Annotated in this window: 17 protein-coding genes; 7 read left to right on the top strand and 10 right to left on the bottom strand. The window is 69.1% G+C overall.

The genetic code is table 11. The annotated features are described in order from the left end of the window. Nucleotides 1–43: 43 nt before the first annotated feature. From ABZW96_RS07245 to ABZW96_RS07230, 4 genes are all read right to left on the bottom strand, one after another. Complete coding sequence (locus tag ABZW96_RS07245) at nucleotides 44–712, bottom strand: ATP-dependent Clp protease proteolytic subunit (protein WP_355072243.1); 669 nt, start codon at nucleotides 710–712, stop codon at nucleotides 44–46. 70 nt (nucleotides 713–782) lie between these two features. Next, the gene (locus tag ABZW96_RS07240) at nucleotides 783–1,370 is read right to left on the bottom strand and encodes an ATP-dependent Clp protease proteolytic subunit (protein ID WP_355072241.1); all 588 of its coding nucleotides are present in this window, start codon (nucleotides 1,368–1,370) and stop codon (nucleotides 783–785) included. A 235-nt stretch (nucleotides 1,371–1,605) separates the two neighbouring features. Continuing rightward, nucleotides 1,606–2,982 carry a trigger factor gene (gene tig, locus ABZW96_RS07235; RefSeq protein WP_355072239.1) on the bottom strand — a complete coding sequence of 459 codons (1,377 nt, stop codon included), beginning with the start codon at nucleotides 2,980–2,982 and terminating at the stop codon, nucleotides 1,606–1,608. A 263-nt stretch (nucleotides 2,983–3,245) separates the two neighbouring features. Beyond that, on the bottom strand, nucleotides 3,246–3,821 hold the full coding sequence (locus tag ABZW96_RS07230) for an FKBP-type peptidyl-prolyl cis-trans isomerase (RefSeq protein ID WP_355072237.1): 576 nt from the start codon (nucleotides 3,819–3,821) through the stop codon (nucleotides 3,246–3,248). A gap of 208 nt (nucleotides 3,822–4,029) precedes the next feature. Between ABZW96_RS07230 and ABZW96_RS07225 the strand changes: the two genes are divergently transcribed. From ABZW96_RS07225 to ABZW96_RS07205, 5 genes are all read left to right on the top strand, one after another. Then, the gene (locus ABZW96_RS07225) at nucleotides 4,030–6,498 is read left to right on the top strand and encodes a phosphoketolase family protein (protein ID WP_355072235.1); all 2,469 of its coding nucleotides are present in this window, start codon (nucleotides 4,030–4,032) and stop codon (nucleotides 6,496–6,498) included. 38 nt (nucleotides 6,499–6,536) lie between these two features. Beyond that, nucleotides 6,537–7,157 (top strand): TetR/AcrR family transcriptional regulator, encoded by a 621-nt coding sequence (locus ABZW96_RS07220; RefSeq protein WP_355072233.1) that lies wholly within the window; start codon nucleotides 6,537–6,539, stop codon nucleotides 7,155–7,157. Between the two features lie 181 nt (nucleotides 7,158–7,338). Next, on the top strand, nucleotides 7,339–8,088 hold the full coding sequence (locus ABZW96_RS07215; RefSeq protein ID WP_355072231.1) for a DUF6008 family protein: 750 nt from the start codon (nucleotides 7,339–7,341) through the stop codon (nucleotides 8,086–8,088). 937 nt (nucleotides 8,089–9,025) lie between these two features. After that, the gene (locus ABZW96_RS07210) at nucleotides 9,026–9,400 is read left to right on the top strand and encodes a hypothetical protein (RefSeq protein WP_355072229.1); all 375 of its coding nucleotides are present in this window, start codon (nucleotides 9,026–9,028) and stop codon (nucleotides 9,398–9,400) included. 149 nt (nucleotides 9,401–9,549) lie between these two features. After that, nucleotides 9,550–10,092 (top strand): hypothetical protein, encoded by a 543-nt coding sequence (locus tag ABZW96_RS07205; RefSeq protein ID WP_355072227.1) that lies wholly within the window; start codon nucleotides 9,550–9,552, stop codon nucleotides 10,090–10,092. Between the two features lie 46 nt (nucleotides 10,093–10,138). Here the strand turns inward: ABZW96_RS07205 and ABZW96_RS07200 are convergent, their stop codons facing one another. From ABZW96_RS07200 to ABZW96_RS07185, 4 genes are all read right to left on the bottom strand, one after another. Next, a complete protein-coding gene (locus tag ABZW96_RS07200) occupies nucleotides 10,139–12,691 on the bottom strand; it encodes a hypothetical protein (protein WP_355072225.1) in 2,553 nt (850 codons plus the stop codon). A gap of 107 nt (nucleotides 12,692–12,798) precedes the next feature. Continuing rightward, nucleotides 12,799–15,327, bottom strand: coding sequence for an AAA family ATPase (locus ABZW96_RS07195; RefSeq protein WP_355072223.1), 2,529 nt, complete (start codon nucleotides 15,325–15,327; stop codon nucleotides 12,799–12,801). A gap of 115 nt (nucleotides 15,328–15,442) precedes the next feature. Then, entirely contained in the window at nucleotides 15,443–16,018 is a 576-nt protein-coding gene (locus tag ABZW96_RS07190) for a dihydrofolate reductase family protein (RefSeq protein WP_355072221.1), read from the bottom strand. 241 nt (nucleotides 16,019–16,259) lie between these two features. Then, nucleotides 16,260–16,994 carry a MerR family transcriptional regulator gene (locus tag ABZW96_RS07185; RefSeq protein ID WP_355072219.1) on the bottom strand — a complete coding sequence of 245 codons (735 nt, stop codon included), beginning with the start codon at nucleotides 16,992–16,994 and terminating at the stop codon, nucleotides 16,260–16,262. A 204-nt stretch (nucleotides 16,995–17,198) separates the two neighbouring features. Here ABZW96_RS07185 and ABZW96_RS07180 point away from each other — a divergent pair, with 204 nt between their 5' ends. Next, nucleotides 17,199–17,555 carry a DUF1707 domain-containing protein gene (locus ABZW96_RS07180; RefSeq protein WP_355072217.1) on the top strand — a complete coding sequence of 119 codons (357 nt, stop codon included), beginning with the start codon at nucleotides 17,199–17,201 and terminating at the stop codon, nucleotides 17,553–17,555. A 6-nt stretch (nucleotides 17,556–17,561) separates the two neighbouring features. Here the strand turns inward: ABZW96_RS07180 and ABZW96_RS07175 are convergent, their stop codons facing one another. Both ABZW96_RS07175 and ABZW96_RS07170 read right to left on the bottom strand, forming a co-directional pair. Next, complete coding sequence (locus ABZW96_RS07175; protein ID WP_355072215.1) at nucleotides 17,562–19,805, bottom strand: tetratricopeptide repeat protein; 2,244 nt, start codon at nucleotides 19,803–19,805, stop codon at nucleotides 17,562–17,564. A gap of 318 nt (nucleotides 19,806–20,123) precedes the next feature. After that, a complete protein-coding gene (locus ABZW96_RS07170) occupies nucleotides 20,124–21,656 on the bottom strand; it encodes an amino acid permease (RefSeq protein WP_355072213.1) in 1,533 nt (510 codons plus the stop codon). Between the two features lie 212 nt (nucleotides 21,657–21,868). On the opposite strand from ABZW96_RS07170, the gene ABZW96_RS07165 reads away from it, so the two are divergent. Then, complete coding sequence (locus tag ABZW96_RS07165) at nucleotides 21,869–22,933, top strand: SPFH domain-containing protein (RefSeq protein ID WP_355072211.1); 1,065 nt, start codon at nucleotides 21,869–21,871, stop codon at nucleotides 22,931–22,933. Nucleotides 22,934–22,946 lie beyond the last annotated feature (13 nt).

Genomic DNA, 22,946 nt, shown 5'->3' with positions numbered 1-22,946 from the left:
GCCCCCGCCGTCCCGGCCCCGGCCGGAAACGACGATTCGCGCCTTATTTCTGCGCGCTCAGCTTCCGGTAGTCGAACACCGTGTCGATGATCCCGTACTCCTTGGCCTCCTCGGCCGTCAGGATCTTGTCGCGGTCGGTGTCCTTGCGGATGGTGTCGGCGTCCTTGCCGGTGTGCCGCGCGAGCGTGCTCTCCATCAGGCGACGCATGCGCTCGATCTCGGCGGCCTGGATCTCCAGATCCGACACCTGGCCCTGGATGCCGCCCTCCAGCGAGGGCTGGTGGATCAGCACGCGCGCGTTGGGCAGGCAGGCGCGCTTGCCCGGCGTGCCCGCGGCCAGCAGCACGGCGGCGGCCGAGGCGGCCTGGCCCAGGCAGACGGTGGCGACGTCGGCGCGCACGTACTGCATGGTGTCGTAGATGGCCATCAGCGAGGTGAACGAGCCACCCGGCGAGTTGATGTACATGGTGATGTCGCGGTCGGGGTCCAGCGACTCCAGCACCAGCAGCTGCGCCATGATGTCGTTCGCCGAGGCGTCGTCCACCTGCACGCCGAGGAAGATGATGCGCTCTTCGAACAGCTTGTTGTACGGGTTGGACTCCTTGACGCCGAAGCTCGAGTGCTCGATGAACGACGGCAGGATGTAGCGCGCCTGCGGGCTCTGCGGTGCCATGCCGGACAGGCCGGCGCGCGGGTCGATCGAATTGGCCATCTTCGTCTCCAAAGTCGGTGCGGCGGCCGGACGTTCGAGGTGTCCGGGGGCCTGTGGGTGATCCGGTGCGTTACTTCTTGGCGCCGTTGGCCTGATTCGCGTGGCTGATCACGTGGTCGATGAAGCCGTATTCCAGGGCTTCGGCCGCGGTGAACCAGCGGTCGCGGTCGGCATCGGCGGTGACCTGCTCGACCGACTTGCCGGTGTGCTGCGCCTGCAGTTCGTTCAGCTCACGCTTCGTGTGCGCGAACTGCTCGGCCATGATCGCGATGTCGGCCGCCGAGCCGCCGATCCCCGCCGAGGGCTGGTGCATCATGATCCGCGCGTGCGGCAGCGCGTAGCGCTTGCCCTTGGTGCCCGCGGTGAGCAGGAACTGCCCCATGGACGCGGCCAGGCCCATGCCGTAGGTGGCGATGTCGCACTCGGCGAACTGCATCGTGTCGTAGATGGCCATGCCCGCGGTCACCGAGCCGCCCGGCGAGTTGATGTAGAGCGAGATGTCCTTGGTGGGATCCTCCGCCGAGAGCAGCAGGATCTGCGCGCACAGCTTGTTCGCGATGTCGTCGTCGACCTGTGTGCCGAGGAAGATGATGCGCTCACGAAGCAGGCGCTCGTACACCGAATCACTGAGGTTGAGACCAGCAGTCGCGGTTGTCATGACCCCTGCCTGGTTGATTGTCACGGATACCTGCCTTCTCTCGCCGGCTCGTTGCGGATTGCCACATAGCCATCACTGGTTGGATATGCCGCACCCGGTCGGACATGGCCATCCAACTTGTCGTCACAAACATTAACGAAGCAGGGCGGCACCGAACTCCCGGTACCGCCCTTTCTTCGCTCACAGCGCAATCAGCGCACCTCGCGGGCGTCGATCACGCCGACATTCCATGGAGTTATTCGGCGTCCGCCGGGGCCGTCTCGACGGCCGCGTCCTCGTCGGCGGAATCGGCGGGGGCGCCGAACATTTCGGTGGTGTCCACCGAGTTGCCCGCGGAGTCGGTGACGGTCACCTGGCCGACCACGCCCGCCAGCGCCTTGCCGCGCCGCACGTCGGCGAAGATCGCGCCCAGCTGGCCCGCCTGCTGCACCTGCTGGATGAACTGCTCCGGCGACAGGCCGTAGCGCTGCGACTGGAACAGGATCCGCTCGGTGAGCTCCTCCTGGCCGACCTGGGTGCCCTCCGCCTCGGCGATCGCGTCCAGCAGCAGCTGGGTCTTGACCGACTTCTCGGCGGCCTGCTTGGTGTCGGCGTCGAACTCCTCGCGGGTGCTGCCCTGCGCCTCGAGCGCCTCGGCGAACTTGGCCTCGTCGTGGTCGAAGCCGTGCACCGCGTCGTGGGTCACCGCGTCGATCTCGGCCTTCACCACGGCCTCGGGCAGCGGCACCTCGACCTGCTCGAGCAGGGTGTCCAGCACCTTGTCGCGGATCTCGCCCGCCTGCTGCACCTTCTTGACCCGCTCGACGCGGCCGCGCAGATCGTCCTTCAGCTCCTCCAGCGTGTCGAATTCGCTGGCCAGCTGCGCGAACTCGTCGTCGGCCTCGGGCAGCTCACGTTCCTTGACGGTCTGCACGGTCACGGTGATGACCGCGTCCTTGCCCGCGTGCTCGCCCGCGACCAGCTTCGAGGTGAACTCCTTCGACTCGCCCGCCGACAATCCGACCAGCGCCTCGTCCAGGCCCTCGATGAGCTGACCGGAACCGACCTCGTGGGACAGGCCGGTCGTGGCGGCCTCGGCCACCTCCTGGCCGTCCACGGTCGCCGACAGGTCGATCGAGACGAAGTCGCCGTCCTGCACCGGACGCTCCACCCCGGTCAGGGTGCCGAAGCGCTGGCGCAGCGACTGCAACTGCTCCTCGATGTCCTCGTCGCCGACGGTGAACGCGTCGACGGTGACCGCGATGCTCGCGTAGTCCGGCAGCGTGATCTCCGGCCGCACGTCGACCTCGGCGGTGAAGGCCAGCTCCTGGCCGTCCTCGATCTTGGTGATCTCGATCTCGGGCTGACCGATGACCTTCACCTCGGAGGTGGTGACGGCCTCGCTGTAGCGACCGGGCAGCGCGTCGTTGACGACCTGCTCCAGGATCGCGCCACGGCCGAGACGGGCCTCGAGCAGCTTCGCTGGCGCCTTACCGGGACGGAAGCCGGGGATGCGGACCTGCTTGGCCAGTGCCTTGTACGCGCGGTCGAAATCCGGCTTCAGCTCCTCGAAGGGCACCTCGACGTTGATCCGGACCCGGGTCGGGCTCAGCTGCTCGACGGTGCTCTTCACGGACATGCTCCTTGTTCGTTGTTCGTACTGGTTGACGTTCGTCTTGCGGCGCCCCGCCCCCGGCATTCCGGGATCGGAACGGCGGGCCAGGCGGCCCTACGCCGGCTGCCGCATTCCCCCACCGGCGCCGATCCGAACCGGAGTCCCGGCCTCGGCCGAGACGACGAGGGGTGCGGCGTACGCCACGCATCCCGACCAGGTTAGTTGACCGGCCGAGCGGACCTGCATCCGGCGGTGCCCGGCGGGCGACGCGAGCGGCCGGGCTACTTCCCCACCGAGACCGCGTCGGTGACGAAGACCAGCGTCTCGTACGGGGCGATGCCACGCCCGCCCGCGCCGTAGCCCAGCTCCGGCGGCACGATCAGCAAGCGGCGCGCGCCCTCCTTGACGCCGACGAGTCCCTGATCCCAGCCGGGGATGACCTGTCCCCCGCCGAGGGTGAGCTGGAACGGCTTGCCGCGCTGGAACGAGCTGTCCAGCGTCTTCTTGTCCGACCAGGTGACCAGCGCGTAATTCATGGTCAGCTGCTGGCCGGGCGCGGCGCCGGGCCCGCTGCCCTCCTTCAGATCCTTGACGATCAGCTGCTTGGGCGGGTCGCAGTTGTCGGGGAGGGTGATCTTCGGCGCGGCGCCGAAATCTCCGGTGACGCGGATGTCGTCGGCGGTGCACTCGCGGCCCTTGCTCTGGGTAGCCGGGCGCTGCGCGGAAGGCCCAGCCGCCGCGGTGGTCCGCGTCGTGGAGACGGCGGGAGCGGACTCGTCGTCCGAGCCGCAGGCCGCCAGCACGATGGTGGTCGCGGCGACGGCGCCGATACCGATGATCCTGCCGAGAATGTGCATGCCGCGGACCCTAGACCACGAACGGGCCCCGGGTGGGACGAGCTTCCCGCGACACGCTCGGACCGCCGCGCGGCCCGCTGCGGCTAGGCTGGCGGTGAATTCTCCATCCGGCGTTGTCGATTCCGATCGGCAACCTTCGCAGGACCGCGACGGCGGCCGGTCGTGGCGCCGCCGTCCCCGATGCCATGAGCGTGAGGAGAGTCGGCACATGACCCACATGGCGAGTGCGGGTGGCGATACTTCGGCGGACAACGTCGGCAGCACCGGCGGCCGGACCGTCGCACCGCGTCCCTACCGGCTGGCGGACGTGCCGGGGCCACTGACACGCGACGAGCTGGCGGCGATCGACGCGTGGTGGCGCGCCGCGAACTATCTCGCGGTCGGCCAGATCTACCTGACGGCTAATCCGCTGCTGCGCGAACCGCTGCGCGCCGAGCACGTCAAACCCAGGCTGCTCGGGCACTTCGGCACGGTGCCCGGCCTGAATCTCGTGTGGGTGCATGCCAATCGCGCGATCCGGCAACGCGGCCTGAACGCCGTCTTCGTCGCGGGCCCCGGGCACGGCGGTCCGGGCCCGAACGCGTGCGGCTGGCTGGAGGGGACGTACTCCGAGGTCTACAGCCACATTCCGCAGGACGCCGCGGGGATGGGCGCGCTGTTCCGCCAGTTCTCCTTTCCCGGCGGGGTGCCGAGTCACTGCGCACCGGAGACGCCGGGCTCCTTCCACGAGGGCGGCGAACTCGGCTATTCGCTGCTGCACGCGTTCGGCGCCGCCCTGGACAACCCCGATCTCACCGTGTTCTGCGTGGTCGGCGACGGCGAGGCGGAAACGGGTCCGCTGGCCACGAGCTGGCATGCGAACAAGTTCCTCAATCCGGCGCGCGACGGCGCGGTGCTGCCGATCCTGGCGCTGAACGAGTACAAGATCGCCAATCCGACCATCCTGGCGCGCATCCCGGAGCCGGAGTTGCTGTCGCTGCTGCGTGGCTACGGTTACGAGCCGATCGTCGTCGCCGGCGACGATCCCGCGGCCGTCCACCAGGCGATGGCCACGGCGGTGGACACGAGCATGGAACGCATCGGGCGGATCCAGGGCGCCGCACGCGACGGCGCCGATGGGGCACGGCCCAGCTGGCCGATGATCGTGCTGCGCACACCCAAGGGCTGGACCTGTCCGCCGGTGGTGGACGGCGACCAGGTCGAGGGCACCTTCCGCGCGCACCAGGTGCCGTTGCCGGGCGCGCGCACCGACGCGGACCACCGCGCGGTGCTGGAACAGTGGCTGCGTTCCTACCGTCCGGAGGAACTGTTCGACGACGACGGCAAGCCGGTGCCGGAGCTGACCGCTCAGGTACCCGTCGGCGAACGGCGGATGAGCGCCAACCCGGTCGCCAACGGCGGTACGCTGCTGCGCGACCTGTACCTGCCGGACTGGCGCGACTTCGGCGTCGAGGTCACCGCGCCGGGCGCGACCCGGCACGAGGCCACCAGGGTGCTCGGTGGCTGGCTGCGTGAGGTCACCAGGCACAATCCGGACAACTTCCTCACCTTCGCGCCGGACGAACTGGCCAGCAACCGCTTGCAGGACATCCTCGAGGTCACCGGCCGCAACTGGCAGGCGGAGATCGACCGCCGCGACCAGAAACTCGACCGCGGCGGCCGGGTGATCGAGGTGCTGTCCGAACACATGTGCCAGGGACTGCTGGAGGGCTATCTGCTGACCGGCAGGCACGGCGTGTTCACCTGCTACGAGGCGTTCATCCACATCGTGGACGCCATGTTCAACCAGCACGCCAAATGGCTCGACGCCAGTTCGGCGGTGCCGTGGCGGCGTCCGATCCCCAGCCTGAACTACCTGTTGTCCTCGCACGTGTGGCGCCAGGACCACAACGGCTTCACCCACCAGGACCCCGGATTCCTGGACGTGGTGCTGAACAAGAAGGCCTCGATCGTGCGGGTGTACCTGCCGCCGGACGCGAACACGCTGCTGTCCACCTACGACCACTGCCTGCGCTCCCGCCACTACGTGAACGTGGTGGTCGCGGGCAAGCAGCCGCAGGCCGACTGGTTGTCGGTGACCGAGGCCGCCGAGCACTGCGCACGCGGGATCGGGATCTGGCCGTGGGCGGGCCACGGCGACGAGGTGGGCACCATGCCGGACGTGGTGCTCGCCTGCGCGGGAGACATACCGACGCTGGAGACCCTCGCCGCGGCCGCGATCCTGCGCGAACGTCTGCCCGACCTGCGCGTCCGGGTGGTGAACGTAGTCGACCTGATGCGGCTGCAAACGCAGGACGAGCACCCGCACGGCCTGCCGGACAGTGAGTTCGACACGCTCTTCACCCAGGACCGGCCGGTGATTTTCGCTTTCCACGGCTATCCGTGGCTGATCCACCGGCTGACCTATCGGCGCACCAACCACGACGAACTGCACGTGCGCGGCTATCGGGAGCGCGGCACCACGACCACGCCGTTCGACATGGTGATGCTGAACGATCTGGACCGCTACCACTTGGTGATGGACGTGATCGATCGGGTGCCGTCCCTGCGCGAGCGGGCCGCGGGGCTGCGGCAAGAGATGGTCGACGCGCGGTGGACGGCCCGTGCGTGGACCAGGGAACACGGCGAGGACCTCCCCGAGGTCGCCGACTGGAATTGGCCTTACCAGCGGAACTGAGCCCCAAGAACCCGGCGGCAGAAAGTACGATCGACCGTATGGAAAGTGGTCAGCGAACCGCTGAGATCACCGACAAGCGCCTGTTGCGCGGTGCGAAGACGCGTGCCACGGTACTGCGGCATGCGGTCGACATCACCTCGCTCGACGGATTGGACGGCCTGAGTTTCGGCAGGCTGGCCGAAGACACCGGTCTGAGCAAGGCCGGAATCCAGACCCTCTTCCGCACCAAGGAAGCACTCCAACTGGCCACCATCGATCACGCACGCGACCGCTTCGTGGAAGCGGTCGTCGAACCCGCACGGTCCGCGCCGCACGGCGTCGCCCGTCTGCGGGCCTTGGTGGAGCACTGGATGGTCTATGCCACGACGCCGCTGTTCGCGGGCGGATGCTTCCGCGTCGCGACCATGGCCGAGCACGACAGCAAGCCGGGCCCGGTGCGCGACGCCCTGCTCCGCGATCAGGGAGCGTGGGTTCGGCTGCTGGCGCGGGAGCTGCGCGCGGCGGCGTCCGCCGGTGAGATCCCTCAACTGGACGCCGATCTGGTCGCCTTCCAGATCGATGCGGTGCTCTGCGCGACGAATACCGCGCTGCGGATCGGTGATCCGGAGGCCGCCGACCGCGCCCACCGCATCGTCGAAGGCTTTCTGCGACCATCGTGAACTCGCGCTATACGCGTTGAGTATGACTCGAATCGAATTGTCGCAGGTACCAGGACATTCGGAAATCTCGGACACGAGCCCGCACGACCTTGTATCTTGCGAACAACGCGTTCCGCGCGTTTCCGAAGCAACTCCCCCATCCGTCGCCGTTGCCGGAGGGCGCGCAGAAGGGCGGTTCCCCATGAACCACACAGCCGAGGCGACCGGGTTCGAAATCCTAGGTGCGATCTTGATGGTGGCCTGGATGGTCGTCATGTGGGCGGCCGTCGGCGTGCTCGCCATCGCGATGCGCAAACCGTTGCGACCATGGATGTTCCGCACCGCGCTCGGTGTGATCGCGTTGGGCGTCATCGCCCAGATAGGTCACTTCCAGGAGCACGTGGCACAGGTCGGATACTGGGTCCAGCACCCGAACTCACCGGCGTGGATGACGCCGTGGGGCACCGGCTTGGCCAAGGGATTCGGCCAGGTCAACCATATGAAGCCGTCGCTCGGGATGGAAATCTTGCACTTGGTCGGCAATTTCCACTTCCTCGCCGGACTGGTCGGTGTCGCACTGGTCACCCACCACGCCCTGGAGAGCAAGGCGCGCAAGTGGGGCCGCATGGGCGTACTGATGCAGGGCATCCACGGACTCGAGCATCTCGCGCTCACCCTGACGGTCGCCTTCGGCACCAAAGCGATCGGCCTGTCGACCTTCTTCGGCCTGCTCGACCCGGGAGCCGGTGCGTCGACCTACCGCATCTGGTGGCATTTCCTGGCCAACGTGATCGGCACGAGCATCTTCGCCATGGCGCTGTACTACCTGTGGCAGGAGCGCGCCGTGATCGAAGCCCCGTTCCGCGACCCCGCCGCCGCGAAGCCGAGCCGCGCGCCCGCGGCGGCCACGGGTTCAGGGGCCCCGGCATACGCGGCGGTCACCGAGGCCTGATCCAGCAACCCTAAAAGGGCGTCTGCCATCGCGGCAGGCGCCCTTTTCGTGTATGCGCGAAGGGCTTTCCGTCGCAGCCCGTTCATCAGCCCACAGCGGCGAGCCGCGCGGCACTGCCGCTGCCCTTCTTCGCCCCCGCATCCCGCGCGCATGCCGGCTCCACCTCCGCGGTCAGCACGGCCCTGGCGTGGTGAGTGCAACGAAGACACAGCCCCCGTGCCCCGGCCGGTCGTGCTACCCACGTCACTTTCGGCGAGAGCGCCGCATCACTGCCGCGCCCCCTACCCGGCCCGCCGGAAGGCCGCACCGTCCCGAAAAAGCATCGCGTCGAGCAAGTTTCGCAAAGCCCCCGGGTTACAGGCGGTCGGCATCACCCCTGGTCAAGACGCCGACCCACGCCGGAAACTCCGCAATTCTTCCCAAGTATGGGAAAGCACTCGACAAGGTATCGACCCGTCGATTAATGTGACGTTATCCAACGGCACGATAGATAGGGACCCGCCGATCGGACCACACCGGGCCGATCTCCGATCCCGAGGTGGCGAGATGAACGGACGCGAACGATGACCGGCATCACGCCGCACCAGCGACGGACACAGACCTGGCTCGTCCGCCCGCTGATCGTGAGCGCGATAGCGGCCACGCCGGAAACCCCGGCGCCGGCCGAAGCGCTGGCCGGGCCCGACGCGATCGTCGCGGCACCGCGCCCCGCAGACCCGGGCCGCCACGGAGACGACAGGCCGGGCTCTTCCCATCCCGACAACCGGGACCGAGCCGACCGGCACCGGCCCGCGGACCAGACGTCCGCGACGGATGCCGCCCCGATCCCTTCCCCGCCCCCACCTCGCGCGGCAACCCCGACCATCGACGTTCGCCGCACCGCCGCCGCTCGAACCGTGTCGCCGCGCACGGCTCGAATTCCGAACGGAGACTTACGATGACCGCCACGACCAACTCCGCCGCACGGCGACTGCTCGCCTGTACCGCGATCGTCGGCATCCTCACCGCCGGCGCCGTCGGCATCGCGGGCGCCGAGTCGCACTCGGGCCCCTCCGACCCGCGCAACGGCACCGGCGACACCAACGGCTGGCACCAGATCGACCCGATGGGCTACAACCACCGCGACAACGACCCGCTCCGCGCGGACGAGCACGACGACGCCCTCCGCGACTACCACCAGCGCCAGAGCACCCCTGCGCCGGCCGACACCACCACGGGCAACAATTCCGTCAGCCCCAGCTGGTCGCGCGTCGCCCGCCCGGACGGCAGCGGCTACACCGTCTGCCGCCCGCAGGCCCGCTGGTGCCAGTGATCGCCGGACCGGCTCACTCACTCGCACCCACAATCTTCCGCGACGTCCTTCTGGACTGATCGTACCGCTGTCTAGCGGCACATTACTTGAAGTATCACCAATCCCGGAAATCCACTCCGGCCGGGATAGCGCACGAAAGAGAAACACCAATGATCAACATTAACGGGCTTCGCCGGACGACCGCGTGTAACGACAAGCGCGGCACGGCACGGACGCTCACCCTGCTGGCGGCGGCAGCGGTGGCGGCGGGCGGCCTGAGCCTCGGCGCGGGCACCGCCGAGGCTCAGGGCGCTGCCTGCCTCTGGGCCGGTGGCGCCTACGGCCAGGGCACCACCGTCGTCGCGGGGGGCTCGACCTTCACCTGCGGCACCGATGGGGTCGGCGCGCCCTACTGGCACCGCGGACACAATGTGCGGCAGGCCAGCACCGTGCCCAACCCGGGCGCGTACACCCACCCCGCGGGCCTGTTCAGCCCCGGCGCCCGCCAGTACGGCACGGAATACAACGACTACTGCGTCGGAAGCCAGCTCATCGAGGGTTCCGAGGACGTCTACCAGGTCGTCTCGGACGGACGCGGCTCCGTGTGGTGGAAGGCCGCGGGATCGATCGACCAGTGGGCCTTCGATCCCGGCACCGGGCCGCAGCATTCCTGGCGGTCGTCGAGCCTGTGCTACGACGGCTCCCTGACCTGACCCCTGACCGACCTTCCTACCGGCACGCCCGTGACCGCCGCCGCGGTTACGGGCGTGTTCGCGTTCGCGCGGGCCTTCGCTCCGATTCCAGCCGAATCCGCTCCTCGAGGTGATCCGGTACGTGCCAGCTGATGTCGGCCCTGGTAGCCGCCATCAGCTTTCTGCGTACGGTCGCCACCTGCGCATCGACCGTCCGGATCGAGCTGCCCCTGCGCGCGGCGATGGCGCTGTTGGCCCAGCCCGCGGCGGCCAGCACGGCGACCTCGCGTTCCGCGGGCGTCAACTCGTCCCAGCGCGAGGCCGTCGACCTGGCCTGCGACCGCCGCGCAGGCAGCAGCCGATCGGCGGGCAACCTGCCCAGCAGCAGTAATTGCAGTTCGTCGCGTTCGGGACGCAGGCGGGCGCCGCGCTGAACCGCCGCTTCGTGCGCCTCAGCGCCGAGGACCGCGGTGACCGCCGCGACCGCCTGAGCGGTGCCCCTGGCCACCAGGGTCACCCGGTCTGCGACGATGCCCATGGAGCGGTGCAGCGTAGCGATCCCGCCTTGCAGATGGGCGATCTCGGTGGCGGCGGCGATCGCTTCGGCGCTGTCGGTGTCCCCCGCCTCGATCCGGGCGGACAGCAGGTAGGTCAGCGCCATCATCATGAAATGCGCGACCCAGCCCGCCGTCCAGGTGTCCCCCGTGATCAGCAGGCGTTCCAGGGTGGACCGCCCGAGCGTGACCGCCTCTCGCGGATCGCCGTGCCGGGACACCGCGATCATCCAGGCCAGCTCCGCCCATGAGGTCGCCCAGCCCGCGTCGGAAGCGACGGCCCGGTCCAGATGCCTGCGCGCGGCCCCGAGCGCGACGTCCGCGTCACCGAGGTTCGCGTACGTGAGCGCCTCGAACAATTCGCTGCGCTGCTCTCCGGCCCGGTCGCCCAAGGTGGCGAATTTCCTGCGCGCCCTGGCCAGCACGTCCACCGCCCGGATGTCGAGATGGATCAGCAGCAGTTCGAGTCCCCAGGTGAACTCCACCGCGGCGGGCAGGCCGACATCGGTCGCCGTCGTCTCCCGCCAGCCGCGCCGAAGTTCCGCGTCGGACAGGCACTCCGCGGCGCATTCGTCCAACAACTGCGCGGTATAGGCGTGTCTGCCCTGCCAGATGGCGATCCAGCCCACCAGCGCGGTCGCGTTGATCCGCAGCCGGGTCGGCGGCGGCTCCACCTGCGCGGTGACTTCCAGCGCCTGTTCGGTCAGGCTGGTGATGGCGCGGTTGGACCCGGTGATGAACGGCACGCGCAACGCCATCAGCGTCGCGGCGGTCTCCAGCCCGACCACGGCCTCCTCCGGATCGGCGAGACTGGTCTCGACGGCGATGAGGATGTTGTCCCAGGCCGCCCGGGCCCAGGCGATCCACTCCTGCTCCCGCGGGCCGTACCAGGTGGCCGGGCCCGCCGCCACGCGGTCGCGATAGTGCCGCCGATGCCGGGCGAACAGCCGCGCCTCGTCCAGGTGATCGCCGCGGGCCGACAGCCGGTCGCGCACGAACACCCGAACGCTTTCCAACAGGTAGTAGCGCACCGTCGAGGTGGTGATACGGGCCGACAGCAGCGAGCGTTCCACCAGGCGCTCGAGCAGCCCCTCGATTCGCTCCGCGGGCAACGTCGCGTCCGCGCACACCGCGACGATCGCGTCCACGTCGGCCCCGCCGCACGGCGTCTCGTCGTCCTCGGCGTCGCAACCGGTGGCGAACACGGACAAGCGGTCCAGCAGCAACTGCTCCGACGCGGTACACAGGCCGTAGGACCAGGCGATCACGTCACGCACGCTGCGGTGCCGTTCGCCGATGCCGCCCCTGGCCCCGTGCGTCCACTGCAGGCGGCGATCGTCGGTGTCACCGGACAACTCGCGCAACAGGATCGCCGGTGGCCGGTGCAGCAGCCGCGCCGCGGCCAGGCGGATGAACAGCGGGTTGTTGTCGACGTGCCCGCAGATGCGGGTGGCGATGGCGAGCTGGCCCGGATCCTCGGAGATCGGCCGCCCGGTGCGCTCGGCTCGCCGCCGGAACAGTTCGAGGGCGTGCACGCTGGACAGCGGAGGCACGGCTACCAGCTGCTCGTCGATCCAGCCGATCGGCTCCCGGCTGGTCGCGACGATGGTCAAGCCGGGGGCCGCCTGGAGCAGTCCGATGATCAGCGGGCCGACTCCGGCCAGCACGTGTTCGCAGTTGTCCAGCACCAGGATGGTCCGGTGCGTCTCGCCATCGGCGAGACCGTCGGCGAAGATCTCCACCAAGCCGTCCCAGGCGGAGCGGCCCGCGATGCCGTTCTTCGCGACGGACAGCAGCACCTCCTCGGCGACCGCCCCGGTCTCCGCGCCGGGCACCAGCCGGGCCAGGCGCGTCCAATACACCGGGTGCCGTGCCGCGCCGCGATAGCGCCGTACGGCTTCCACCGCCAACGTCGTCTTGCCGATGCCGCCGGGCCCGACCAGGGTGATCAACCGGGCGCTGGACGAGCTCAGCAGGGCTTCTATCCGCCGCAGTTCGGCATGCCTGCCCACGAACTCGACGGGCGCGGCGGGACCGTTGTCACCACCGCTGTTCACCTCCGACATGCCGACGCACCTACCGATCCAGACAATCACCGCTCGAGCAGCCTAATGGGCGCGGCCGGGGGAAGGGTTTCGCACGCCTCCGGCCCGGTCGCCGGGGAGGCAGTCGTCTATCGATCCCGGCTCCCCCCTCGACGGCGCCGGCTGGGCCGCCGCTCGGATTCGTAGCGCACCCGATCGGCGAGCTCGTCGGGGATGTGGGCCGCGATGTCGGCGCGCGAGGCGATCTCCAGCTTCTGCCGGATGGCGGCGACCTGCGCGTCGACCGTGCGGATGGAGCTGCGCCGCCGCCCGGCGATGGCGCTGTTGGGCCAGCCGGCCGCCGCGAAGACGGCGACATCGCGCTCGGCGTCCGACAGATCGTTCCAGCGGGAAGCGGGCCGCCGCGACACCGGCCGGGAGGCCGCCGGGCGATCCGGGCGCCGGGAGGCCGGGACCGGATCCGCGGTGGAACACCACAGTGCGTCCAGTTCGGGCCGCAGTCGCGTTCTGCGCTCGGCGGCGGCATAGGCCCGGTCGCCGAGCACCGCGCGGGCGGCCTCCGCCGCGCCGCGGAGTTCGGCGGCGATCAATGGAACGCGTTCGACGGAGATGCCCATCGAACGCTGCCGCGTCTTGAAACTGCCGACCAGATACGCGATCTCCGTCGCGGTGTCGGCGCACGCGGCGCGATCGCGGCCCTCGGCGCGCTGCGCGAGCAGGACCTGGGCCAGCGCGACGATGTGCGCGCCCACCGCCCAGCTCGCCGTCCAAGTGTCCTGCTCACCGCGGTGGCGCGTGAGCACACCATGGGTCAGCGTCAGCGCCTCGGCGGCGGACCCGTGCTTGGCCAGCGCCACCGCGCGCGCGATCTCGGCCCAGGCTCGCGACAACGTCGAGCCCGACGATGCCGACCGCGCCAGGAACCGCGCGGTGTGCTCCAGCGCCTGCGTCCGGTCGCCGACGAGAGCGGCGCAGAACACCACGAACACGTCACTGCGCTCCGCGCCGATGCGATCGCCCTGTTCGGCGAACTTGTGGCGGGCCCGGGTGAGGATGGTGATCGCGCGCCGGTCGCCGCGCACAAGCATCAGTTCGAGGCCCCACATCCACTCGACCGGCGCGGGCAGCCCGAAATCTGTGTCGGTGTATCGCGGGCCCGCATCCGACGGCAGGGCCGCGCGGTCGGCGAGCAGTTGCGGGATGTGATCGGTCCGCCCCTGCCACAGCGAGTTCCAGCCGAGCAGAGCGGTGGCCAGGTCGGCGAGCCCGGAGGTGCCGGGGCCGGAGCCGCGGGTGGCCTCCAGCGCGCGTTCGGTCAACCGGGTCAGCGCGCCGGCGCCGGACTTGACGTACGGCACCTTCATCGAGAGCAGGACGGTGGCGATCTCGAGGGCGACCACGGCTTCGGCCGGGTCCGCCAACCCGGATTCGATGCCGAGCACGATGTCGTTCCAGGCCGACCGCGCCCATGCCAGCCAGGTCTGATCCTGCGGACCGAGCCAGAGGGCCTGTCCGGCGACCACCTTGTCCCGCAGATACCGGCGGTGCCGTCCGGCGAGCCGGTCGAGCTCGGCGCGGCCCCGGCGGCACAGCCGCTCCCTGGCGAACACCCGGACGCTGCCCACCAGGTACCAACTGACCGTGGTCGCGGTGAGGTGCGCGGACAACAGCGACTGTTCGGTGAGCCGCTCCAGCAGATGCTCGATCTCACCGGCGGGCAGGTCGTCATCGGCGCATACCGCGATCGCGGCGTCGAGGTCGATGCCCCCGCGCAGCGACTCGTCGTCGGTCTCGTATCCGGCGGCGAAGACCGACAGCCGCTCGAGCAGCAACTGCTCGGAGGCCCCGCACAGCGCGAACGACCACGCGATCACGTCGTAGACGCCGCGGTGGCGCCGCTCGGCGCCCGCACGTGCTCCGTGGGTCCAGTGCAACCGCTTGTCATCCGCGTCGCCGGTGAGTTCGTGCAGCACCATGATCGGCGGTTGATGCCGCAGGCGCGCCGCGGCAAGTCGGATGAACAGCGGGTTGTGGTCGACCCGGCGGCAGATCCGCGCGGCAACGGCCGTCGCCTCGCGCTCGTCCGGGATCGCGCGTCCGATGAGTTCGGCCCGCTGCCGGAACAATTCGAGCGACTGCCGCGGCGACAGCGGCGGTACGGGCAGGATGTACTCGTCGGCCCAGCCGATCGGTTCGCGGCTGGTGGCCAGGATGGTCAGTCCCGGTGTGCCTTCCAGCAACTCGGCGATCATCGCCGCCACCGCGCCGAGCAGGTGTTCGCAGTTGTCCAGGACTAGCACGGCGCGCTCGGTGCGACGGTCTCCGCTGGTGAAGGTGCGCACCAGCGCGTCGCGGGCCGGCGGCGAACCGGCATCGGCGCACACGGCCGACTGCATCACGTCCTGCGCGGTGGCGGTGCTGTCGGCCTCCAGCCCGGCCAATCGCGCCCAGTACACCGGCCTGCCCCGCACGCGGGCGCCACGGCGTAGGGCCTCCGCGGCTAATCGGGTTTTGCCGATCCCGCCCGGGCCGACCAGGGTGATCAGGCGGGCGCCGCCGTCCAGCAGCGTGCCCAGCCGGTCCAATTCCGTTTCCCGGCCGACGAATTCACTGGTGGATGCAGGCAGCACGTCGCCACGTGCCTGAACCAGGGACATAAAACGAAAGTTAGCCGACGACGGGGCAAAGCGCTCGACAATCAGAGGTTACGTCGACGGTGAAGCCGTCCGCTCGCGCGGTCGCCGGTCCGGTACGCGCTTCCCGCGCCGGTTCCTACCTGGCGGAGGCCATCTGCTGGTAGTGCATCTGGACCACCGCGCTGTCGAAGGTCATCACGTCCACCAGCTGCAAGCCCGACACCACCGCGGGCGTCGGGAACAGCGGAATCCCGCCACCGAGCAGGATGGGATGCACGAACAGCCGGTACTCGTCGATCAGGTCGTGCTTCATGAACGCCGACGCCGTCTCCGCGCCGCCGAACAGGACCATGTCGCATCCCGGCTGCGCGCGCAACGCCGTGACCTCCTCGACGAGGTCCTCCCTGACCACGCGGGTGTTCCACCCCGCGCAGGCCATGGTGCGCGAGAAGACCAGTTTCGGCGTCTCTTTCCAGCACCGCGCGAAGTCCACGTAGAACTCCGAGATCGCCGGATCCACGTCGGCGGTCGGCCAGAACGACGCCATGATCTCGTAGGTCTTGCGGCCGTAGAGGAACAAGTCGGCCGAGCGCAATTCGTCCAGGAACGACTCGCACAGTTCCTCGTCCACCACCGGCCAGTGGACCTCCTGATCCGGCCCTTCCGCGAAGCCGTCGAGCGACATCTGCATCCACAGTGTCACGCTTCCCATGTGCCCACACCCATCTGCTGCCCTTGTGCGACATTCAGATTGTCGGGGGGAGCGACACTTCGGCGCATCGGTAGGTTGCCCGCAGACATACCTAAGTAGGGGATGTCAGGCGACTCGGCGCCGCGATCGCGCGCCGGATGGTCCCAATATACCGTTGATCAACGGCACGTTACCGCCACGTATCGCCAATGATGGGAATCTGAAACACAAATTCTTCGGTCGGCGACGCCAGGCGGTCGGATCAGGCTTCCGGCAGCGCCTCGGCCAGCTCGGCGTCCTGGTCGAGATACCTTGCGACGAGCCGGTTCACGAGTTCGGCGGTGGTCTCCGCCGGGACCGGCCTGGTCGCCGCCAGGCGCTGGGCGAGCTCGGCGACCTGCGCCGGACCGCGTTCGGAGTCCTGGAACGACGCCCACGCGGTGCGCCGGAACAGGTCCACGTAGCGGCGGGCGATCCGCTCCGCGTCGGCACGCAGCTTCTCCAACTCGCCGAGGACCTCGTCGGCCGGGATGCCCGCGGCCGCCATCTGGTCGAGACTCTGGGTCAGACGGCGGTCCGCGATCCGGTAGGTCGCGGCGTCGACGGGCTCGTACAGACCCGCGGCGACGACCCGGGCCAGACCGTTGGGCACGTCGCGATAGCGCTCCGCCAGTTCGGTCGCCGCGATCGTTTCCCCGGCGTCCACGACGAGCGGCTCGGTCGCGCCGGGCTCGCCGACACCGAGAATGTCCCCCAGGTCGTCGCCACGGTCCCAGGCGTTGAGCAATTCCTTGATGCCGTTGAGCTTGATCCCACGATCGAGCAACCTGCTGATGGTGCGCACCCGATTGAGGTGGTCGGCACCGTAGAACCCGGTACGCCCCTTGACCTGCGGGGGCGGCAGCACACCGCGTTCGTGGTAAACGCGCAGGCTGCGCACGGTCGTACCGGCCTCCCGCGCCAGCTCGTCGATCGTGTATTCCACACCCGCAGTCATACCTCAAGGAAACCACATCGCAACACGTGACGACCGCCGGTGCGCGGCCATTGCCGGGACGACCGACCGGTCTCTAGCGACATTTCAGCAAACATCACTGGCGTGCTGCGACGCGGCCTCCCGAGGGCGCGCCCACCAGCCGTTCTTCCCGCCTCTGGAAATCCATCCGACGCCCGGTTCCGCCGCTGCGCCTATCCTTCCGGCATGGGTGAATCCGCGGGTCTTCCGGCCAGTCTCGCCGACCGCGAGCGCGCGATGCGCGAGCTGACCCACCACCTGGGCACCGGACGGTTGAGCCTGGCCGAGTTCGACGAACTCAGCGCGGCCGTCGCGGCCGCGACCAGCAAGAGTCAACTGGCCGAACTGTTCGCCGACCTGCCGGGCAGCACACCGCCCCCGGCCGAGGTCAACCCGGTCAACCCGCTGCCGCGCCTGGTGGTGCTGGGCGGGGCGGCCGTGGTCTTCTCGGTCGTGCTCGCGGTGACCACGGGCAACTGGCTGTGGCTGCTGATGATATTGGCCGCGCCAGCGCTTTTCATGCTCACCGCGCGCACCACCTGAGACCGCTCACCACCTCGACTTCGGCCGCACGTAGTTGGCCAGGTCGACCAGGCGGTAACGGTGCAGCCGGTGCGGGGCGATCCGGGCCAGCGCCCGGAGGCTCGACTCGAGCCCGCGTTGCAGCCCCAGCGGGGTGAACGGGAAACCGAGCAGGGTGGCCTCCGCAGTGGCGGCCTGACCGCCCGCGCGCACCCACTCCAGCGCCGCGCCCACCACGATCACCTGCAGTTGCAGCGCCCGCGGTTCGTCCGGCGCGGCGTCCAGCCGCGCGGCCGCCTCCAGCAGGTCGGCCTCGGTGGTCTCCGGGATCGGTTGCGAGACCAGCAGCAGACACCCGGTCATGCGCGCCACGTTCTGATACCGCGACGCCTCCGGCACCTGATCGAGCACCTCGACGGCTTCCAGCAGGCCGCCGTCGGCGGCGAGCCTGCGGGCCAGGCCGAACGCCGCGCTCACCACGCCGTGATTGGTCCGCCAGACCGTGCGGTAGTACTCCTCGGCGAGCCGATGCCAGTGGTCGCCCGCGGCATCCCCGAGATGCTGGAGGGTGAGCTCGGCGGTGGCCGCCAGCGCCAGCGCGGGGGCGATCTCACCGGGCAGCATGCCGTGCACCAGGTCGAAGTACTCGTAGGCGCGCTCGTACTGCCCGTCCAGCAGGGCGGCGACGGCCGAGTACCACTCGATGCGCCAGTCCGTGCCGTAGTCCGGCCGCAGATCGGCGAGCCGGTCGCAGGCGGGCACCACCTCGCCCAGGTCCAGGTGCGCGCGCACCGCGGTGAGCGTGCCCTCCAGTTCGAACGTCTCCGGCTCCGGGATGGTCCCGGAGACGATCCGGTCGGCGGTGCGGCGCAACGCGTCCAGGGCGTGCCTCGGATCGCCGTGCAGCAGTGTGGACAGCAGATCGGCGCTGGGATCCTCGCTGTCGATCAGCGGCACCGGCAGGGCGGCGACGACGCTCGGCGCGTCCAGCGCGGGCAGGCGATGCCGCCCGTCGGTCATGCCGTCGGTCTGGCCGATCAACGTCTCGATCCCGAAATCGCCGCGCATCGCGCCGAATTCCAGCGACGCCTGCGGATGTTCCTTCCCGGTGTCGTAAGCCAGCACCATCCGCAGCACGCCGGCGAGCTGGCCGTACATCGCGTAGGCGGTCGGGAAGCGGCGCCGCGGATCCGGATCGGTCGCCCGGCACAGCAGCCTGCGCAACGCCGGATATTCCCGCAGCAGCGGCTGATCGTCCGGCGAAGGGACGCCGGGCAGTTGGTGTCCGTCGGCGTTCTTGGGCATGTCCAGCACCAGCGCGGCCAGCGTCCGCCCCACGGTGTAGATGTCCGAGGCGACCGTCGGGCCGGTCTCGGTGATCTCGGGCGCCTGATAGCCCGGGGTGCCGTAGATGCTGCCGTAGGACTCCATCGCGGCCACCGCGCCGAGGTCGATCAGCTTGACCTCGTCCTCGCTGACCATGATGTTGTCGGGCTTGAGATCGTTGTAGGCCAGGCCGAACGAGTGCAGATAGTCCAGCGCGGGCAGGATCTCCATCATGAATGCGATCGCCTCGGACGCCGGAATGCGTTCCGGCGCACGCAGATCCAGCATTTTCTTCAGCGAGCGTCCGCCGACGTACTCCATGACGATGTAGCCGTCGGCCACGTCGCGCCCGGAACGGTGCTTGACGAAGTTGTGGATCTTGACGATGCCGGGATAGGCCACCTCGGAAAGGAATTGGCGTTCGGCGAGGGCCACCACGTGCGCCTCGAAGTCGAGCGGGTTCTGCAACCCCTTCAACACCACCCAGCGGTCGCTCACATTGCGATCGATCGCAAGGTAGATCCATCCGAGCCCGCCGTGGGCCAGGCAGCCCTGCACTTCGTACTGGTCGGCGACCATCTCCCCCGGCTGGAGCAGGGGCCGGAAGTTGAACGGCGAAGCGCATCTTCCGCATTCGCCTTCTACGGCGCCGGGCCGCGCTTCGGTGGTGCGGCCGACCGGCTGCTGGCATTTCCAGCAAAACCGTTTGTGCTCGGGCACTTCCGGGTTCTGCATCACCGCGGTGCGCGGGTCGAGGGGGCTCACCTTGGGCATGGACACCAGGCCGCCGCCCAGTCTGCGCCCGCTCGGCCGCGAGCGCGCGCTGCGCCCGGAACCGGGGTCGGACTCGAGTGCGCCGAGCAACAACTCGGCGGTCCCGATGGTGTGCTCGTCGCCGTCCCGGTCGGCCGGTTCGACGGCGCTCGGAACCGAGTCGACTGCCACGGCACGTGGTTTCTCGACATACCGTGGAGTCGACCACGGATTGGGTGGTAGCGGAGGCACTTCGGTCTTGAGCAGGTGCCGAGTTGCCCAGGGGTGAGCAGTTCGCCGGGGCACGTCGGTACCGCGCATGCGCCGATTCGCCCAAGGGTGCGCAAGTGGACGGTCGGATGCGCTGGGGTGCTCCGGCATACGAACCTCTCAGACCCGCCGTGTGATCGCGGTTTCATTCTGGTCCGTCGCCTGTCGATGCGCGCTGGTTTTGTTCCCGACATTGGGAATAGATCCGCCCCGGACGAACGGCCCGGGGCGGATACTGCCTTACTCTTCGTCGGGCTTGTCGAGGATCACCACCGGATCGCCCGATTCGCGGCGCGGGCGCTCGGCCAGGACCGGGAACTGACCGGTGATGCCCTGGCGGATCTCCGCGATCTGCAGCACCCGCTTTCGGGCGAGGAACCAGCCGCCCACCAGCGCGGGGGCCATGATGACGACCATCGCGATCACCGCACCGCGCTGCACGTGGTCGTCGCTGAAGGCCATCAGCCCGACCACGACGGCGAGGAACACCAGCGTCGCGAAGCTCGTGTACGGCGCGCCGATCAGCCGGAACGACGGACGCTGCGCGCGGCCGGTGCGCGACCAGCGCCACAGCTGCAGCTGGCAGACCACGATGGCGGTCCACGCGAAGATGGTGCCCAGCGCCGACATGTTCAGCACGATCTCGAAGGCCTGATCCGGCACCACCGCGTTCAGGCCGACGCCGATGAGCGCGACCGCGCCGGTGGCGAGGATGCCGACGTAGGGCACGCCGCCGCTGGACATCCGCGCCGCGATGGTGGGCGCGCTGCCGTTCATCGACATCGAGCGCAGGATGCGGCCGGTCGAGTAGAGACCGGCGTTCAGGCTGGAGAACGCCGCGGTCAGCACGACCAGGTTCATCACGGAGCCCGCGCCCTCCACGCCGAGCCGCGAGAAGAAGGTGACGAAGGGGCTCTCGCCGTTCTTGAACGCGGTGTAGGGCAGCAGCAGCGCGAGCAGGACCAGCGAACCCACGTAGAACAGCGCGATCCGGGCGATCACCGAGTTGATCGCGCGCGGCATGATCTTCTCCGGGTTCTCCGCCTCGCCGGCCGCGGTGCCGACCAGTTCCACGGCGGCGTAGGCGAATACGACACCGGTGGTGACCAGGACCAGCGGGAGGAGCCCGGTCGGGAACAGCCCGCCGTGGTCGGCGATCACGCTCGGACCTGTGGTCTGGCCGTCGATCTTGAAGCGGCCCGCGAGGAACACCGTGCCGACGATCAGGAAGGTCACCAGCGCGACCACCTTGATCAGCGCGGCCCAGAACTCGAGCTCGCCGAACCACTTCACCGAGACGAGATTGATGCTGACCACGATCGCGAGCGAGACCAGGGCGATCGTCCACTGCGGTATCGCCTCGAACGCTCCCCAGTAATGGACATACGTCGCGATCGCGGTGATGTCTACGATCCCGGTCATGCACCAGTGGAAGAAGTACATCCACCCGACCGCGAACGCCAGCTTCTCGCCGTAGAACTCGCGGGCGTAGGAGACGAACGATCCCGAGGAGGGGCGATGCAGCACCAGCTCACCGAGCGCCCGCAGGATGAAGAACACGAACACGCCGCAGATGGCGTACACGAGGAACAGGCCGGGGCCCGCGCTGGCCAGCCGGCCACCCGCGCCGAGGAACAGGCCGGTGCCGATCGCCCCACCGATCGCGATCATCTGCAGCTGACGCGGGCGCAGCGACTTGTGATAGCCCGAGTCCTCGTCTTCGAGCGCGGCAGCCTGCGCGGGCGCATCCGCGGGTGGTCGAACTGTGGTCATGGCGGTGGCCTTTCACGTGACGGCGATCATAACTTCGCTCAATGTACCGTTATGTAGCGGCACGTTCAATAGCGAGTCGCGACTTGTAACACGCTGGACATCAAAGTCTTTGAAAAAAGGGCGTCCGATCAGCGACGATCGCCGCGACATTCGTTGATCGTGCCACCGCGTATCGGTACGCTAGATGAGACAAATCGGATGAGGGAGCGCAGATGGCCTGGTTCGAGCGGGAATTCATCGCGGTCCCCGAGGACCGCAAGAACCAATTGGTCTACAAGTGGCCGGACGTCAACATCCGCCGGTACAGCCGCGCGATGGTCAACGCCGACCAGATCGCCCTCTTCCTGAAGTCCGGGCGTGTGGTGGGCGCGATGGGCCCGGGACGCCACCGCATCGACGCCGACGAGCTACCGGTGCTCGGCGCGCTCGTCGACACCCTCACCGGCGGCAACTACTACCGCGCCGAACTGTATTTCGTCTCCACGCGCGAGTTTCCGGGGATTCGCTTCGGCGGCCGACTGGACGACATCCTCGACCCGGTCAGCGAGCAGGTGGTGACGCTGCGCGTCTTCGGCGAATTCGCCGTGAGCGTCCGCGATCCGGCCGAACTGCTCACCGCGCTCGCGGGCACGGCCGATCTCACCGACCAGGAACGGGTGCAGAACTGGTGCGCCGACCTGCTGCTCAAATCCATGAAGATGGCGGTGACCAGGGGGGTCGCAGGCGGCGACTGGCCGGTGCTGGGCCTCTCGGCACAGCTGCAACCCATCGAGCAGGCCGTGTTGCGCCAGACCAACACCGCGCTCTACGAATACGGGCTGCGCATCCCTCGGATGGGTAACTTCGACATCAGCCTCGCGCCGGAGGACGCCGACCGACTGAAGCGGCTGGCCAAAGACGTCAAGTACATCAACCTCACCGGCGATTTCCAGCGCTATGCCGCGGGCGAGCTCGCACTCGGCGCGAGCCAAGGCTTCGCGCGCGGGCACCACCACGGCGTCGAAGGCGGATTCCTCGGCGCGGCGCTGAGTTTGAACGCGATCGGCCATCACGTCGGCAGCCCCTCCCCCGCGCCGCAATTGCCCGCCGCCGCGCCCGAGACGGCCCAGACGTCATGCGCCGCTTGCCAGTCCGCGAATCCCGCGGGCGCGAAGTTCTGCATGAACTGCGGGGCGCGTCTCGCCCCGCAACCGCGGCACTGCCCGAACTGCGGTTCGGAAGCGACGCCCGGCGCCAAGTTCTGCGGCAACTGCGGAACGCCGATGCCCGGAGGCTGACGCCGAGCGCCTG

Origin of the sequence: Nocardia sp. NPDC004168, assembly GCF_040610355.1 — a bacterium.
In the GTDB taxonomy this organism is placed as follows: domain Bacteria; phylum Actinomycetota; class Actinomycetes; order Mycobacteriales; family Mycobacteriaceae; genus Nocardia; species Nocardia sichangensis.
The sequence above is the reverse complement of the archived record's forward strand: the minus strand, read 5'-3'. Positions and strand labels throughout refer to the sequence as shown.